At 34.7% G+C, this 17,073-nt stretch carries 17 protein-coding genes; 13 read left to right on the top strand and 4 right to left on the bottom strand.

Features of this window, described 5'->3' with window-relative positions:
- The first annotated feature begins 12 nt into the window (after positions 1-12).
- The 4 genes from AAC084_RS09435 to acs all read left to right on the top strand — a co-directional run bounded on the left by AAC084_RS09435 (position 13) and on the right by acs (position 5,180).
- Positions 13-1,089, top strand: a complete 1,077-nt coding sequence (locus AAC084_RS09435; protein ID WP_339839915.1) for an anhydro-N-acetylmuramic acid kinase — start codon at positions 13-15, stop codon at positions 1,087-1,089.
- 122 nt (positions 1,090-1,211) lie between these two features.
- Positions 1,212-1,472, top strand: a complete 261-nt coding sequence (locus AAC084_RS09440; RefSeq protein WP_339839917.1) for a DUF4212 domain-containing protein — start codon at positions 1,212-1,214, stop codon at positions 1,470-1,472.
- A 34-nt stretch (positions 1,473-1,506) separates the two neighbouring features.
- On the top strand, positions 1,507-3,201 hold the full coding sequence (locus tag AAC084_RS09445) for a sodium:solute symporter family protein (RefSeq protein ID WP_339839919.1): 1,695 nt from the start codon (positions 1,507-1,509) through the stop codon (positions 3,199-3,201).
- A 71-nt stretch (positions 3,202-3,272) separates the two neighbouring features.
- On the top strand, positions 3,273-5,180 hold the full coding sequence (gene acs / locus AAC084_RS09450) for an acetate--CoA ligase (RefSeq protein WP_339839921.1): 1,908 nt from the start codon (positions 3,273-3,275) through the stop codon (positions 5,178-5,180).
- Between the two features lie 146 nt (positions 5,181-5,326).
- On the opposite strand, the gene AAC084_RS09455 is transcribed toward acs, so the two are convergent.
- The 3 genes from AAC084_RS09455 to AAC084_RS09465 all read right to left on the bottom strand — a co-directional run bounded on the left by AAC084_RS09455 (position 5,327) and on the right by AAC084_RS09465 (position 9,061).
- The gene (locus AAC084_RS09455) at positions 5,327-5,968 is read right to left on the bottom strand and encodes an SCO family protein (RefSeq protein ID WP_339839923.1); all 642 of its coding nucleotides are present in this window, start codon (positions 5,966-5,968) and stop codon (positions 5,327-5,329) included.
- Positions 5,969-5,970: 2 nt separating this feature from the next.
- Positions 5,971-7,650 carry a hypothetical protein gene (locus tag AAC084_RS09460; RefSeq protein WP_339839925.1) on the bottom strand — a complete coding sequence of 560 codons (1,680 nt, stop codon included), beginning with the start codon at positions 7,648-7,650 and terminating at the stop codon, positions 5,971-5,973.
- Between the two features lie 187 nt (positions 7,651-7,837).
- A complete protein-coding gene (locus AAC084_RS09465; RefSeq protein WP_339839927.1) occupies positions 7,838-9,061 on the bottom strand; it encodes a multidrug effflux MFS transporter in 1,224 nt (407 codons plus the stop codon).
- A gap of 108 nt (positions 9,062-9,169) precedes the next feature.
- Between AAC084_RS09465 and udk the strand changes: the two genes are divergently transcribed.
- The 9 genes from udk (at position 9,170) to AAC084_RS09510 (ending at position 16,104) form a co-directional block, all read left to right on the top strand.
- On the top strand, positions 9,170-9,784 hold the full coding sequence (gene udk, locus AAC084_RS09470) for a uridine kinase (RefSeq protein WP_339839929.1): 615 nt from the start codon (positions 9,170-9,172) through the stop codon (positions 9,782-9,784).
- Positions 9,784-10,116: a septum formation initiator family protein gene (locus tag AAC084_RS09475; RefSeq protein ID WP_339839931.1), complete on the top strand. Its 333-nt coding sequence runs from the start codon at positions 9,784-9,786 to the stop codon at positions 10,114-10,116. The genes udk and AAC084_RS09475 overlap by 1 nt, the downstream gene beginning before the upstream one ends.
- 188 nt (positions 10,117-10,304) lie before the next feature.
- Entirely contained in the window at positions 10,305-11,078 is a 774-nt protein-coding gene (locus AAC084_RS09480; RefSeq protein ID WP_339839932.1) for an AAA family ATPase, read from the top strand.
- Between the two features lie 2 nt (positions 11,079-11,080).
- Complete coding sequence (locus AAC084_RS09485; RefSeq protein ID WP_339839933.1) at positions 11,081-11,989, top strand: ParB/RepB/Spo0J family partition protein; 909 nt, start codon at positions 11,081-11,083, stop codon at positions 11,987-11,989.
- Entirely contained in the window at positions 11,982-12,629 is a 648-nt protein-coding gene (locus tag AAC084_RS09490) for a DUF5683 domain-containing protein (RefSeq protein ID WP_339839934.1), read from the top strand. The genes AAC084_RS09485 and AAC084_RS09490 overlap by 8 nt, the downstream gene beginning before the upstream one ends.
- Before the next feature lie 2 nt (positions 12,630-12,631).
- Entirely contained in the window at positions 12,632-13,333 is a 702-nt protein-coding gene (dapB, locus tag AAC084_RS09495; RefSeq protein ID WP_339839935.1) for a 4-hydroxy-tetrahydrodipicolinate reductase, read from the top strand.
- 95 nt (positions 13,334-13,428) lie between these two features.
- Complete coding sequence (lepB, locus tag AAC084_RS09500) at positions 13,429-15,129, top strand: signal peptidase I (RefSeq protein ID WP_339839936.1); 1,701 nt, start codon at positions 13,429-13,431, stop codon at positions 15,127-15,129.
- Between the two features lie 32 nt (positions 15,130-15,161).
- Positions 15,162-15,791, top strand: a complete 630-nt coding sequence (locus AAC084_RS09505; RefSeq protein WP_339839937.1) for a WbqC family protein — start codon at positions 15,162-15,164, stop codon at positions 15,789-15,791.
- Positions 15,784-16,104, top strand: coding sequence for a DUF6122 family protein (locus AAC084_RS09510; RefSeq protein ID WP_339839938.1), 321 nt, complete (start codon positions 15,784-15,786; stop codon positions 16,102-16,104). The genes AAC084_RS09505 and AAC084_RS09510 overlap by 8 nt, the downstream gene beginning before the upstream one ends.
- On the opposite strand, the gene AAC084_RS09515 is transcribed toward AAC084_RS09510, so the two are convergent.
- A complete protein-coding gene (locus AAC084_RS09515) occupies positions 16,085-17,068 on the bottom strand; it encodes an endonuclease/exonuclease/phosphatase family protein (RefSeq protein WP_339839939.1) in 984 nt (327 codons plus the stop codon). The genes AAC084_RS09510 and AAC084_RS09515 overlap by 20 nt on opposite strands.
- Positions 17,069-17,073 lie beyond the last annotated feature (5 nt).

The raw sequence follows: 17,073 nt of genomic DNA on the forward strand, positions 1-17,073 counted from the left end.
AATTCTACCCTAATGAAAGTATATAAAATCATCGGCCTAATGTCAGGAACTTCCTTAGATGGCCTAGACCTTGCTTATTGTCATATTTGGGAGAATAATGGAGCTTGGCAATTTGACATTAAGAATACCAAAAGCGTATCCTACGATGCAGAAATGTTGAACACCTTAAAAGATGCCATTGGTTTATCCGCAGAAAAACTAATTGAACTGCATAATACCTATGGCACATGGTTAGGAGAGCAAGCATTGCTGTTTATTGATGAAGACAAACTAGATGTTGACTTTATCGCCAGTCATGGTCATACCACGCACCATCGACCAGAAATGGGGTTAACTTTTCAAGTGGGTTCAGGTCAGCATTTAGCAAATACAAGCGGTCATAAGGTAATCTGCGACTTTAGAACAAACGATTTAGCATTAGGAGGTCAAGGTGCGCCTTTAGTGCCTATTGGTGATCGAATATTTTTTAGTGAATATGATTATTGCCTTAATCTAGGCGGAATTAGTAATATTTCTTTTGATGTAAAAGGAAAGCGAATAGCCTATGACATTGGTCTAGCGAACATGATTTTAAATTATATTACTAGAAAAGTTAATTTAGAATATGATGAAAACGGAAATTTGGCACGAAAAGGCGCTGTAAATGATACTATGCTGAAACGCTTGAATGACCTACAATACTATCTACTGCCATACCCAAAATCTATTGGCTATGAGTGGTTTTTGGCAGACGTAGTACCTATCGTGGAAGAAACGGATGACTCCATTGAAAATTTACTACATACAAGCATACATCATATTTGTGATAAAATAGCACAGCAAATCAATTTAAACTCCAAAGGTAAAAGACAACGTTTATTAGTTACAGGGGGCGGTGCTCTGAATTCTTTCTTTATAGAAACCTTGCAACAAAAATTGGGTGAAATCATTGAGGTCATCATACCCGAAAAAATTATAATAGAATTTAAGGAAGCATTGGTGTTTGCTTTAATGGGTGTCTTAAGGGTTGAACAACAAACAAATGTTCTTTCATCTGTTACAGGAGCAAAAAAAGATTCTTCTAGTGGTGTTATTTACTTACCAAATTGAACTTTTTTACCTAATTTACTCGATAATCGAAAGTTAAATGCTTCGAGGTTTATCTCGATAATAAAAACATTTTCCTTTTTAATGCCTCGTGGTTTTGCCCGAGATAATTTACTTGAATTGAAATGTCAGAAAAACAAAAAAAAGCATCGGCTTATTGGAAACAGAACGTAAGGTATCTATTTATACTTTTAGCTATATGGTTTGTAGTTTCATTCGGAGCTGGAATTTTATTTAAAGATGCATTAGACTCCATCAAAATTGGGGGATTTAAATTAGGTTTCTGGTTTGCCCAACAAGGTTCTATTTACGTTTTCGTAATACTCATATTTGTCTATGTTCGATTAATGAACAAACTAGATAAAAAATACGGCTATAACGAATAGCATCATATAAAACCAACCATAAAAAAACAATCAAATGAGTGTTCAAACTTGGACGTATATTTTAGTAGGGGTCACTTTCGCTCTATATATAGGAATCGCAATTTACTCTCGAGCTGGTTCTACAAAAGATTTTTATGTAGCTGGTGGTGGAGTTTCCCCCCTAGCTAACGGAATGGCTACTGCTGCAGATTGGATGTCTGCCGCCTCTTTTATATCAATGGCTGGTATTATTTCCTTTGCTGGATATGATGGCTCGGTTTACTTAATGGGATGGACGGGAGGTTACGTATTGCTGGCATTACTCCTAGCTCCCTATTTACGTAAATTCGGCAAGTTTACCGTACCAGATTTCATTGGCGATCGATATTACTCAAAAACTGCACGTATTGTTGCCGTTATCTGTGCATTGATCGTTTCATTTACCTACGTCGCCGGTCAAATGCGAGGTGTTGGTGTTGTATTCTCTAGGTTTTTACAAGTAGATATTAATACGGGTGTGATTATAGGAATGATCATTGTATTATTTTATGCCGTTTTAGGAGGCATGAAAGGAATCACCTATACCCAAGTAGCGCAGTATTGCGTACTAATCTTTGCCTTTATGGTTCCTGCTATTTTTATTTCGATACAAATGACTGGAAATCCTATTCCGCAATTAGGAATGGGTTCAACCTTAAATGATGGTTCAGGAACTTTTTTGCTGGATAAATTAGATGGACTTTCTACTGAACTTGGATTTAATAAGTATACGGACGGTTCTAAATCAATAACAGATGTTTTTGCAATAACGTTAGCTTTAATGGTAGGTACTGCCGGGCTACCCCATGTAATCGTTAGATTCTTTACCGTAAAGAAAGTTAAGGACGCACGAAAGTCTGCTGGTTTAGCATTGTTATTAATTGCGATTCTTTATACTACAGCACCCGCTGTTTCTGTATTTGCAAAAACGAATTTAATTAACACGGTTAGTAACGAAGAATATTCCAATATGCCAGTTTGGTTCAAAAATTGGGAAGAAACAGGATTATTAGCTTTCGATGATAAAAATGCCGATGGTAAAATTCAATACGTAGCCGATAAAGAAAAAAACGAGCTTACAATTGACAACGATATTATGGTTTTGGCAAATCCTGAAATCGCAGATTTACCTGCGTGGGTAATTGCATTGGTAGCTGCAGGCGGTCTGGCTGCCGCGCTTTCTACAGCTGCAGGCCTTCTACTGGTTATTTCTGCTTCTGTATCACATGATTTAGTAAAGAAAGTTTTTAATCCGAATATTTCAGACAAAGCAGAGTTATGGGTTGCTAGGGGTTCGGCTACAGTTGCTGTTATTATCGCTGGTTATTTCGGAATAAATCCGCCAGGTTTTGTGGCAGCCGTAGTTGCGTTGGCATTTGGTTTGGCAGCAGCTTCATTTTTCCCTGCAATAGTACTAGGGATTTTTTACAAAAAAATGAATAAGGAAGGTGCTATTAGCGGAATGGTGGTAGGTATAATTCTTATGTTATTTTATATGACCAAATTCAAATTCGGTTGGTTTGGTGGCGGCACGCAGGCAGATTGGTGGTTTGGTATTTCTCCCGAAGGTTTTGGCAGTATCGCTATGATTGCTAACTTTATTGTAGCAATCATTGTTTTACAATTCACACCTGAACCACCAGAAGAAGTTCAAGAAATTGTAGAAAATATTAGAATACCAAGTGGAGCTGGCGAAGCCACTGGACATTAATTGAAACAAATCAACTTTTATCAATAGAATAAAGGTGTGAACACCTTTATAATATAAAATTAACGAGTACAATGAGTAATTATCACATCAAACATTTAGAAGAATATTTTCAAGTGTATCGTAAATCGGTACGAAACCCGGAGGCCTTTTGGGAAGAAATTGCCGAAGAGCATTTTGTTTGGCGAAAGCGCTGGAATAATGTTTTGAGTTGGGACTTTAAAAAACCAGAAGTAAAATGGTTCGAAGGAGCCAAACTAAATATTACAGAAAACTGTTTAGACCGACATTTACCAACTAGGGGGACAAAAACTGCCATCATATTTGAACCCAACAATCCTGAAGAGGAAGCAGTTCATATAACTTACAGGCAATTACATGAAAGAGTTTGCCGTATGGCAAATGTATTATTAGACCATGGGGTAAAAAAGGGTGACCGAGTGTGCATCTATTTACCAATGATACCTGAGCTTGCAGTAGCACTTTTAGCCTGTGCTCGAATAGGAGCCATACATTCTGTAGTATTTGCAGGATTTTCATCAAATGCATTATCAACAAGAATCAATGATTCTGATTGTAAAATGGTCATTACTTCTGATGGTTCATTCAGAGGAACAAAATCAATCGATTTAAAAGGAATCGTAGATAAGGCGCTCGAAGAATGTCCTGGTATAGAAAATGTTCTCGTGGTAAAACGGACGGGTTCTGATATTCACATGGAAAGTGGTAGAGACAAGTGGTTACAACCTTTATTAGATGATGCGTATGCTGATTGTGTTGCAGAAATTATGGATGCAGAGGACCCATTATTTATTCTATACACATCTGGTTCAACGGGTACTCCAAAAGGTATGGTTCATACCACTGCCGGTTATATGGTATATACCGCATACACCTTTAAAAATGTTTTTCAATACACTGAAAATGATGTATATTGGTGTACCGCCGATATAGGCTGGATTACCGGTCACTCATACATCGTATACGGACCATTGGCGAACGGAGCAACCACATTAATGTTTGAAGGGGTACCCTCCTATCCAGATTTTGGTCGCTTTTGGGATGTGATTCAAAAACATAAAGTAAATCAATTTTATACCGCACCTACAGCTATAAGGGCATTAGCAAAAGAGAATTTAGATTATGTTGAAAAACACGACCTTTCAAGCCTAAAGGTGTTAGGCTCGGTGGGCGAACCTATTAATGAGGAGGCATGGCACTGGTATAACAATAATATAGGAAAGAAAAATAGCCCAATTGTTGATACATGGTGGCAAACGGAAACAGGTGGGATAATGATAACCCCAATACCCTATGTAACACCAACAGCACCTACCTATGCGACACTACCTTTTATTGGTATTCAACCAGCCCTTATGGATGAGAACGCCAAAGAATTAAAAGGTAATCAAGTTGAAGGTCGATTATGTATTAAATTCCCATGGCCCGCAATTGCAAGAACAATTTGGGGTAATCATGACAGATATAGAGATACTTATTTCTCAGCATATGAAAACATGTATTTTACAGGTGATGGTGCTCTTAGAGATGCTGTTGGGTATTACCGAATTACTGGTCGTGTTGATGATGTTATTATTGTTTCAGGTCATAACTTAGGTACAGCGCCTATAGAAGATTCTATTAATGAACACCCTGCAGTAGCAGAATCAGCCATTGTAGGTTTCCCTCATGATGTAAAAGGAAATGCACTCTACGGTTATGTTATTTTGAAAGAGACAGGGGAAAGTCGAGACCGAGAAAACCTTAGAAAAGAAATAAACCAACAGATAACAGAACATATCGGACCTATTGCTAAATTGGACAAAATTCAGTTTGTATCTGGACTTCCAAAAACCCGTAGTGGTAAAATTATGCGTAGAATTCTTCGTAAAATTGCAAGTAACGATACAAGCAATTTAGGGGATACTAGTACGCTATTGAACCCAGAAGTAGTGAAGGAAATTATGGATAATTCACTATAATTTTTAAAAATCAACATTACCAAATTTCACCAAACTCGTTTTAAATTATGGGTTTGGTGAATTTTTATTTTATACGAGAAATTATTAACTCAATATCTGACTTCCTTCCTAAAATATAATGAGGTATTTTCTTTTTAATTTATTAATTATGAGTGTGTAAGAATTCTTAAGTCTTGAAATAAACGCAGTATTTCTTCATCTTCAGTGCCATTATAAACACCCCTAATTTGTCTTTTCCTATCGACCAAAATAAAATTAGGCGTATGTATAAAATCTTGTAGCCCACCGTCCCCTTGCTCTACAACTGCAAAATAGCTTTTGCGAGCTAGCTCATAAATGTGTTTTTTACTCCCAGTAGTTATGTTCCATATAGAATCTATTACACCTTTATCATTTGCATATTTTCGTAGTACCGAAATACTATCTATTTCAGGGGTTACGGAAAGTGACAATAACATAATATCACTATTATTTAAAAATTCATTTTGAATCTTAACCATATTATCTGTCATAACAGGACAAATACTTGGACACCTAGTAAAGAAGAAATCAACAATATAAACCTTATCTCTATAGTCTTCTTGAGTTACTATTTTTCCATTTTGATTTATTAGTTCAAAATCTAAAACGGTATGATTCTTATTTTTAGTCTGTAAACTAACATCTACCAATTCTGCATTAAAATCTGATGGATTATAAATAGGAAGTTCCTCCCTCTCCCAACTATTACATGACAGCACTAAAAAAATGAGCGTACACAAAAACCATACTAAACACTTTATATTCATGATTACGAATTAAGTTGAAGAAATTCTTTAGCCTCACGTATCTCTGGTCTGTCAGTGTTAGAATCTTTGGTGAGATCAAGGAGTGATTCAAAATAAAAAATAGCCTTTTCGTTATTACCAGATTCTTTGGCAGCTAAGGCAGCCCCATAAATTCCATTAAATCTATTTGGTCTTCTTTTAAGGTTTAATTCATAGGCATCTAAAGCTTCACTTGGCCTGTTAGCTTTTAAAAGCATATCGGCCAAAAGCTCATCTGCAGGTAAGATTTCACCTGGTGTAACTGGGTGTTTTGAAGTCAAACTTTCCATTTCTGCAGCATTTCTCATTTGACTTAATGCCTTTTCTACATCTCCACTCTTAAATTCTACCCAAGCTTCAATTATTTCGATTTGAATAGCAACTTGATTTGCTTTATAACTATCATTTAAGCCTATTAACTCCTCTCTATATGATTTCAATAACGTAAGCTCCTTATCTGCTTCAATTAAGTTATTTATATGAATAGAACCTAAGGCTTTTGCAAAATGGAGCAATGATTGTTGCCAAGGAAATTTTTCCCATTCCATTTCTGGGATTTGCGGCAAATCTAATAAAGAGGCCGATTCCCAATTTTTATTCTCTACAGCTATTCGAGCAGGAATAGCAGCCGCTGTGTAGGCAATTTTAAAATTTGGAGGAAATATTCTTTCAAATGATTTCAGATAATCATATTGTTCAATGGCTTTTTTATTTTCCCCAGTTTGCAAGTATGCATATACCAAATACCCCATTGCATGTACTTCTTCATCCCAATGTGCGCCGGGTGCAATGCTTTCGACATAGCAAATAGCCGAAGCTGCTGAATTTATATTCGTATTAATAGACTCATTCCACAGTCCTAATCTAGTGAATATATGTGATGGCATATGTTGTGCATGCGCAGAATTCGGAGCTATATCTGCATACCTTCTTGCAGTACTAAGTCCGAGTTCAGCCAATTCTGGATAATCATAAGAATGTATAATGTAATGTGCTATACCAGGATGATTAGGTTCTTCTTTAAATAAATCTTGTAAAATCTTACCCGAGGCACGTTGTTTTGAATAGCTTTTATCTGTCGGTATCGCAGAAGCACGAAGAGCCAACGCATAAAAAATTACTACTTCAGTATCGTCAGAATAATCTTTAAACATATTCTCCATCTTCTGGGAATAAAGTTCTTTTCTTGTTTGGTTATCTACCGTCAGCCAATCCTTATAAAAAGCTCCAATAGCGCTTATATATTGTTCCGCTTTTTTAGACTTTGGAAGTTTTTCTGCAATTGCAAGTAGCTTAATACCCTTCTTTAAAACAGATGGTTCAGGTGGTGCCCACAATCCGTGATAGATACTCATTGCAACTCCCCAATAGGCCATTGCACAATCGGGATCTTCATCAATAACTTGCACGAAAGCTTTTTCAGCTTCGATGTATTCAAAAGAATGAAGTAAAGAAATTGCAAGATTAAAAGTTTTTCTAGTTTCATAACTACACGATTCAGAAAAACTAACATCACCAAATTGACCATTTCCACATAATTGAAGTTCGCCTCTTAATAGATTCAATGAAGCTAGTTCAGCTTTTTGCTTATTATTTTTACATCCTAAGAAAAAAAACAATACTAATAATCCGACAACAAAGTTTAGTTTTTTAAATTCTCTCATTTCATATGCCTTGGTGGTCTCAAAAAATACCATACTCGAGACATTATCAATTTACAAATATTACATTGTATATCAGATACTTAACGTATAGGCAGCATAAAAATAAGTATAAATTGCAACAGCTTCCAATTTCATGGAAATGAATTATTTATAGGAGTAAAATTTAAATTAGTTTAAAAAAACTTCCTTAATTGGTGTATATGTGGTTGTTCGCAAACAACGGTCGTGTTTTAAAAGCTAAAAAAAGTAGAATGGATAATAAACCACATACGCCTAAACCTGCAAAAAGAGCCCACACAGAGTCTTCAATAAAACCACCAACAAATATAGAAATCGGAATTGCTAATATGGTTGACACAAAACCAGTAATGGCAGCGCCAATACCTGCAATATGACCAATAGGCTCCATTGCAATTGACCTCATATTACCCCAAATAAAGCCTAAACACAAAAACAATAGTGAAAGAAACGTTAACAGAACAACCAAACCAGGATCTTCTGAATTCCAAAATATAAAGCTATAACATAAGGCTAGTGATGTAAACATAACCAATGCCAAAAATGATAAATTCCGCATTCCGAATCGCAAAACCAAGGTACCGTTCAAAAGCGTAGAAATTCCAACAGAAAAGGCAAGACCCGCGAAAACATATGGAAACGTTTCTGTTAAGCCATATAGCTCTTCGAATACATGCTGCGCCGAACTTAAATAAACCAAGAACGAGCCTGTTATCAGTCCTGATATCATGGTGCAAGAAACAGTCTCTTTATACTTGAAAATTTCTTTTGTTCCCTTTAAAAAAATACCGAACGAAAATTTAACCTTATAATCTGGATTAAGGGTTTCGTCCTGTCGTTTCCAAAACCAAATCCCCACTACTAACGCAAAAAACAACTGCATATAAAAAATACCTTGCCATCCCATTATGTGCATAATAGTCTTACCTATGGCAGGAGCAACGATTGGTACCAAAATAAAAAAAGCAGTTACGAACGACATTATTTTCGCCATATAATCTCCTTTATAAGTATCGCGAATTATAGATATGCTAATAGTTCTTGGAGCAGAAAGCCCAACACCTTGTAAAACGCGCCCCACCAACATAATCTCAAGATTTGGTGCAAACAAACAAATAACACTTGCAATTAGAAAAATTGTAAACCCGAAATATACTATTGGTTTTCTACCTAGGCTATCGGACAGTGGACCAAAGAATAATTGACCTACACCTAATCCTAAAAAAATCATAGTAACTAACAACTGATTTCTCGTAGGGTCTAGACTATTTATAGCAATTCCAATATCAGCTATTGCCGGTAAAATAGCATCAATAGTTAAGGCCACGATAGACATCAAAGAAGCCATTAAGGCCACAAACTCAAAATTGGGTTTTACCTGTTCATTTTGCATCGTGCAAAAATAAGGCTTAGTATTTCAAGCGATGTTAATTAAACTTGATTTTTAAGTTTTGGGGATTTTTGAAATTCAAATATGTATTTTTGACGCAAAATTGAATGTATGCTAATTATAGGTATAGCTGGTGGAACCGGTTGTGGCAAAACTACCGTTGTAAATCAAATTATTAATGAACTACCTAATGAAGAAGTCGGTGTAATTTCACAAGACTCTTACTACAACGATTTATCACACTTAACTTTAGAGGAAAGAAGAAAAACTAATTTCGACCACCCTAGTTCTATTGATTTCGCTCTTTTAGAAAAACATTTAATAGCACTTAAAAACGGAGAGTCTATAGAACAACCAGTGTATTCTTTTCTTGAGTGTAATAGAACCGCAAAAACAATTTTAACACACCCTACTAAAGTTATTATTGTTGAGGGAATTTTAATAATGACCAATTCGGCCATTCGTAAAATGTTCGATATAAAAATATTCGTACATGCAGATACAGATGAAAGACTTATAAGAAGGTTAAAAAGAGATGTTAACGAAAGAGGTTGGAATTTAGATGAAACCTTAGAAAAGTATCAGTCTATCATTAAACCTATGCACGAGCAATTTATTGAACCAACAAAAGAGTACGCTGATATAATAATACCTAATAACAAATACAACACCGTTGCTGTTGAAATTGTCAGAAGTATCATCAACGAAAAACTAATGCAGTCCTAATGGCTTTTAAAGATTTAAAACAGAAAAAATGGTTTAAAATCATGACAAATATGTATGTATTGGTACTTTCCGTTTTTGTAGTTTGGATGTTATTTTTTGACACCAATTCTTTATTGATTCATTTAGAATTAAGAAAGGAAATCAAAAAATTAGAAAAAACCCAAGACTTTTTAAAGGAAGAGATTGCAAAGGATAAGAAAATTATTGAAAAATTATCTGATGAAGGTGAGCTTGAGCGGTTTGCACGTGAGGAGTATTATTTAAAGAAAAAAAACGAGGAAATTTATCTTATTGAATATGAGGATAGCTTAAAACAAAAGGATAAAGAATAGTTTTAATATCATTTTAATAAGTTATTGCCAATAGAAATACTACAACTAAACAGGCAACCTAATCATTTCATAATTAAAAGTTTAACGCTTTTTTAATGAAAAGCTGTCGGTTATTCACCTAGTGTTAACAAAATCCTTTCATTAGCCCCATAAATAATTGTATTTTTACGACCTAACTTACTTTGAATATGGGCAAGATTATTGCTATAGCCAATCAAAAAGGAGGAGTAGGTAAAACTACTACTACAGTCAACTTAGCTGCCTCGCTAGGTGTCTTGGAAAAAAAGGTATTATTAATCGATGCAGACCCACAGGCAAATGCCACATCTGGTCTTGGTATCGATGTAGACGGCGTAGAATTAGGTTCCTATCAACTTATGGAACATACTAAAACGGCAAAGGAAACTATAATAAGCACCACATCGCCTAATGTAGACCTTATTCCTGCACATATCGACCTTGTCGCCATTGAAATCGAATTGGTTGATAAAGATGAGCGCGAATACATGATGAAAAAGGCTATTATAGACCTTAAAAAAGATTACGATTATATATTGATTGACTGCGCCCCTTCTTTAGGGTTATTAACGTTGAATGCGTTAACTGCTGCAGATTCGGTCATTATACCAATACAATGTGAATATTTTGCACTTGAAGGCTTAGGTAAACTTTTAAACACTATTAAAAGTGTTCAACGCTTACATAATCCTGATTTAGATATAGAAGGCATGTTATTAACCATGTACGATTCTAGATTGCGTTTATCGAACCAAGTAGTTGATGAAGTGCGCAAGCATTTTGGAGATATGGTATTCGATACCGTTATTCAACGTAATGTTCGTTTGAGCGAAGCGCCGAGTTATGGAGAAAGTATCATCAAATATGACGCTGCTAGTAAAGGAGCGACCAATTATTTGAATATGGCCGATGAAATAGTCAAAAAAAATAAGCAGACGGTTTAAGTATGGCAAAAGCGACAAAGAAACAAGCTTTAGGTAGAGGTCTTTCGGCACTTTTAAAAGATCCCGAAAATGATATAAATACTGCAACAGACAAAAATGCAGATAAAGTAGTTGGTAATATCATTGAGCTCGATTTAGAACATATTGAGGTAAATCCATTTCAACCTCGTTCTAATTTCAATGATGAATCAATAAAAGAATTAGCCACATCCATTAGAGAACTTGGTGTAATTCAACCTATTACAGTCAGAAAGTTAGGCTTTAATGAATTTCAATTAGTTTCTGGGGAAAGAAGGTTTCGAGCATCTAAATTATTAGGACTAGAAACTATACCTGCGTACATACGTATTGCAAATGACCAAGAATCTTTAGAAATGGCCTTGGTTGAGAATATTCAACGACAAGATTTAGACCCTATAGAAATTGCATTATCCTACCAACGTTTAATTGATGAAATCAATCTTACTCAAGAAAAATTAAGCGAACGAGTTGGTAAAAAAAGGTCTACTATCGCTAATTACCTTCGTTTATTGAAATTAGATCCAATCATTCAAACAGGTATGAGAGATGGTTTTCTAAGCATGGGCCACGGTAGAGCTTTAGTCAATATTGACAAAAAGCAAGATCAGATTACTCTTTACGAAAAAATTATAAGCAATAGCCTTTCAGTAAGAGATACAGAAAGTGCCGTTAAAGCTTATCATTCTGAAGATACTATACCTAAAGAAATAAAAAAGACAGTTCATAGTGGTCCTGCAGTTTTTGTTCGCAAAGGAATTAAAGAGCTTACTGATGCATTATCAGTAAAAGTGGATATAAAATCTACAGATAATTCAAAAGGGAAAATCACTATTCCTTTTAAATCTCAAGAGGAATTCGACCGTATCAAAAAATTGATTACAGGTGCGTAGCTACATCACTTCATTTATTATAATTCTTTTTTCAATACATTTTTGCTTTTCTCAAGAAGAACAGGAGGTTGCTCCTGTTTCTGAAACTGATAGTATCACAGCTACGCTTGCCGAAGAAGGTATTATTATTCAAGATTCTGTTTCATTTAAGAAGGTCAAAAAAGAGTTCAATCCTCTTGCACCAAGCAAGGCTGCTTTTTATTCTGCTATTTTACCAGGCATGGGCCAGGTTTACAATAGAAGATATTGGAAAGTACCTATTGTTTGGGGAGCTATTGGAGGTAGTATTTACATGTACAATTTTAATAACAATAATTATAAACGTTTTAGAACCGCTTTTATAAGAAGACAAGCCGGCTATATTGACGATGAATTTTATGATTTAAATACGGGAACTCTTCCTTCATTAGATACCGATGATTTAGAATACCAACAAAATCGATTTCAAAGTGATCGAGATTTATGGCTAGTAGCCGCAATTGCTTTATATGCTTTTAATATTGTTGATGCTAATGTAGATGCCCACTTACAACAGTTCAATATTGATGATGATCTAAGCATAGATTTCGAACCTTTTATTGATTTCAATCAAGTGACCAATACTCCGAATTACGGAATGGCCCTAACTATAAAATTTTAAGAATGAGAATTGGACTTTTCGGATACGGAAAAATGGGTCAGATGATAGAGCAAGTTGCCTTAAATCGAGGTCATGAGATTGCAGCCAAAATTGATGAGCATACGCAGAATATTGATTTCAGTAGTATGGATGTTGCTATAGATTTCAGTATGCCTGAGGCGGCTTTCGGTAATATTACCAAATGTATCAATAACAACGTTCCTATTATTTCTGGTACAACAGGATGGTTAGATAAATATGAAGATGCAATTTCATTATGTAAGAAAAAAAATGGAGCATTTATTTATGCCTCAAACTTTAGTCTCGGAGTGAACATTTTTTTTGAGTTAAATGATTATTTAGCCAAAATGATGAAGAACCTACCTGATTATAAAGTTTCATTAGAGGAAATTCACCATACTCAAAAATTAGACGCCCCAAGTGGTACAGCAATTACATTGGCGGAAGGCGTTATAGCTAACTCAGAATATAGTCAATGGAAATTAGACGACACTACTAACGGCTCATTACCAATTACATCTAAAAGAATTGGAAAAACTCCAGGTACCCATACCGTAACCTATGAGAATGCTGTTGACAGTATAGAAATAAAACATACCGCTCATAATAGAGAGGGATTTGCTTTAGGTGCTGTGACTGCTGCCGAATGGATTATCGGAAAAACCGGTATTTTCTCTATGCGAGATGTGTTAAACCTTGGTTAAAAAGTGTAACAATAAACAAACAAAAAGACTGATGGATTATTGATGCTTGAAAGCAGTATTGAAAATTCATATTATATCTATAAAAAACAAAACTCATGAATGCCACCCAATGGATTATTTTTATTCTCCTTGTACAGGTTATACACTTTTTAGGAACTTGGAAATTATATGTAAAAGCTGGTAGAAAAGCTTGGGAAGCAGCTATACCTGTCTACAATGCTATTGTATTGATGCAAATTATAAATAGACCAAAATGGTGGGTAGTTCTTTTATTTATTCCTATTATTAACTTATTAATGTTTCCTGTCATTTGGGTTGAAACCATAAGAAGTTTTGGCCGAAATAGTACGTTAGAGACATGGCTAGTTGTATTTACACTAGGTTTTTATATCTATTATGTAAACTACACTCTTGATGTTACTTATATTCAAGACAGAAGTCTTCAGCCAAAGACAGCTATGGGCGAATGGGTAAGTTCAATTTTATTTGCTATTGTTGCGGCTACACTGGTGCATACTTATTTCATACAACCATATGTAATACCTACCGGGTCTTTAGAACGCACACTAAGAGTGGGTGATTTTTTATTCGTAAGTAAGTTCCATTATGGTGCAAGAACACCAATGACTACAGTAGCCGCACCAATGGTTCACGATACGCTACCTGTTTTAGGAGTACCATCGTATTTAAAAAAGCCACAATTACCATATTTCAGATTTCCAGGTTTCACGAAAGTGGAAAGAAATGACATTGTAGTTTTCAGCTGGCCAGCCGATACAGTGCGTGTATTCTTTAAAAAAGAAAAAGGTGTTGACAAGCCTATAGATAAAAAATCGAACTATGTTAAACGTTGTGTTGGAGTTCCAGGCGACTCATTAGAAGTTCGAAATGGTTATGTATTCATTAATGGGAAACAATTAGAATTACCAGGAAGTGCCAAACCACAATTTGATTATAATATATATAGTTCAAAAGGTGTCTCTTCAAGAACACTTGACGCACTAGATATTACCGACTTCACAAGAAAGTATTTATCAAATCCTCTAAATCAAGAGCAAGTAAACGGAATAAGAAATTATTTATCAGGTTACAATCAAGCTGAAAACGGACAAATAGAACTCTTAACAAAGGGCTCAGGCATACCTGCCAATGTGATTAAAAAATATAGGTTATCATTAAAGGAGATTACAGACCGCGAGCGCACAGTACCTTTAACTGCTGACATGGTTAAAACACTTAAAGCTGATGCAAACATTGATTCTGTTATTCAAAATGTGGCAGAAAAAGGCAGAAGAGGTATCAACTTGTTTCCTCAAAGTCCCGATTATCCATGGAATTACAGTCAGATGGGGCCTATTTATATCCCACAAAAAGGTGCAACTGTAGACCTAAACTTAAAGGTTCTCCCGCTTTACAAAAAGATAATAAGGGAGTATGAGAAAAATGAAATTTCGGTTTCTGGAAATCAAATAATCATAAATGGAAACCCTGCTTCAAAATATACTTTTCAACAAGATTATTATTGGATGATGGGTGATAACAGAGACCACTCAGAAGACAGCAGAGCTTGGGGATATGTACCAGAAAACCACATAGTTGGAACACCAATTTTCATTTGGATGAGTTTCGATAACTTCACGGAAGGCATTAGTAATTGGAGACCTAGATGGGACCGTATCTTCACAACTGTAAATGAAGATGGTGAACCACAATCTTATTTCAAATATTTCTTGATTTTATTAGTAACCTATTTCGTTGGAAACTGGTTTTGGAAACGAAACAAGGCTAAAAAATAATTTTCATTGTTAAAAACAAAAGAACACAACAGATGAAATTAATTCATCCGGCTTATTTTCCGAACATAGTAACGTTCAGTTACATTATGCACCATGACATCTGTTGGGAGGTTGAAGATAATTATCAAAAACAGACACTAAGAAATCGAACATATATTTGCAACGACCGCGGCAAACATATTCTAAGTATTCCTATTGTTCATGCCAACAAAACTAATGGTAGACAAAAATATAAAGATGTTAGGATAGACAATTCGTACCCATGGCAAAGACAACATTGGAGAACATTAGAAACAGCATATAGAACATCACCTTTCTTTGAGTTCTACGAAGACGAAATAAAACCTTTATATACACAACCTTTTGAGAGTTTGTTGGACTTTAATCTTAAAACCATAGAAACTGTTTTCGAGTGTCTTCAATTAGAAATGCCTCAGCTTAAAACGAAAAAGTTCGATGTTATTTCTGTTGACCAAGAGGATTATAGATTTATGATTAGTGCCAAATTAAAACACCAATTAAATATAGAACCTTATGTTCAAGTATTTGGTGACCGCCATGGCTTTACACCTAACTTAAGCATCTTAGACTTACTTTTTAATGTTGGCCCAAACACGGTAGATTATTTAAACCACGAATTTATTATACCAACTAATGGTTAGGTTTATAGCTCATTATGGCATCCATTTTATTGTGCCAATTTTTATAGCTTTCTATTTTTATAAGGAAAATCGCTTTTGGGTTTCCATAATTCTATTACTAGGTATCATTATAGATTTAGATCATATATTGGCCAACCCAATGTTCGACCCAAATCGCTGTAGTATTAATTTCCACCCATTACACACCTATTGGGCTATAGTTATTTACATGATACTTTTTGCCATTAAAAAAACTAGAATAATCGGCTTAGCGTTATTATTACACATACTTGCGGATACTGTAGATTGTCTATTTATTCGCTCGGAATTTTAATAGTCGCCATAATCGGTTCGTGATCAGAAAGATTAATATCATAATTCTTATGAGATAGTATTTCAAAAACTGGATCAACTAAGATAAAATCTATTCTAAATGGAAATTTCCAGAAGTTGATTGTTTTCCCATAACCTTTACCCCTTTCTAAGAAACTATCTTTTAAATCACCCCTAACAGTGAAATACGAGTTTGAAAACTGAGTGTTATTAAAGTCACCACAAACAATATTTCGATAAGGACTATTATTCATATGCTCTCTAACAATAGTAGACTGCTCTTGTTGTTTTGCAAAAGAATTTCGTAATCTACCAAACAATTTATCTGATCGTTCTTTTTTAATACTACTAGGTCTAATATTTAAAGATTCTAAATGTAAGTTATAGATGCGTAATATATCTGTCTCATATTTAACATCAACAAAAATTGCACTATTAGAGGACTCAGGAAATTCTAAAATACCATTATCTAAAATCTTATATTTTGAATAAATAGCCTGAATGACACGACCATTATAGGGTCCAAATTCAAAATCAACATACTTAAAAGGATATTCTTCAAAATATTTAGATCTAATTTTCTTGTTATCAAACTCTTGAAAACAAACAATATCAGGACTCTCTTCTTGAATAAACTTTACTATGGTATCACCAGCAGTACTTTCCCATTCATGTTTTTTACCTTGAAATCCCAAACTATTAAAACTCATAATGGACAATGAGTTTTTGTTACTGTAAGATTTGTTAACTGAATTGAAACCAAAGAATGTCCCTAATGAAAAATAACCGTAAATCAGTATAGAAAGAGAGAGTAGCAAATAATACTTCTTACGTACTAGCCAATATAAAAAGAACAAGATATTTAGTATCACCAATAATGGAACTGCTAAACTAACAAATGCCAGACTAGCCGAAGAGGTATAAGGAATTATACACGCAACTAATAAAGAAAAAGAAAAAATCATGTTTA

It is taken from the genome of uncultured Maribacter sp., assembly GCF_963977385.1.
In the GTDB taxonomy this organism is placed as follows: Bacteria; Bacteroidota; Bacteroidia; order Flavobacteriales; family Flavobacteriaceae; genus Maribacter.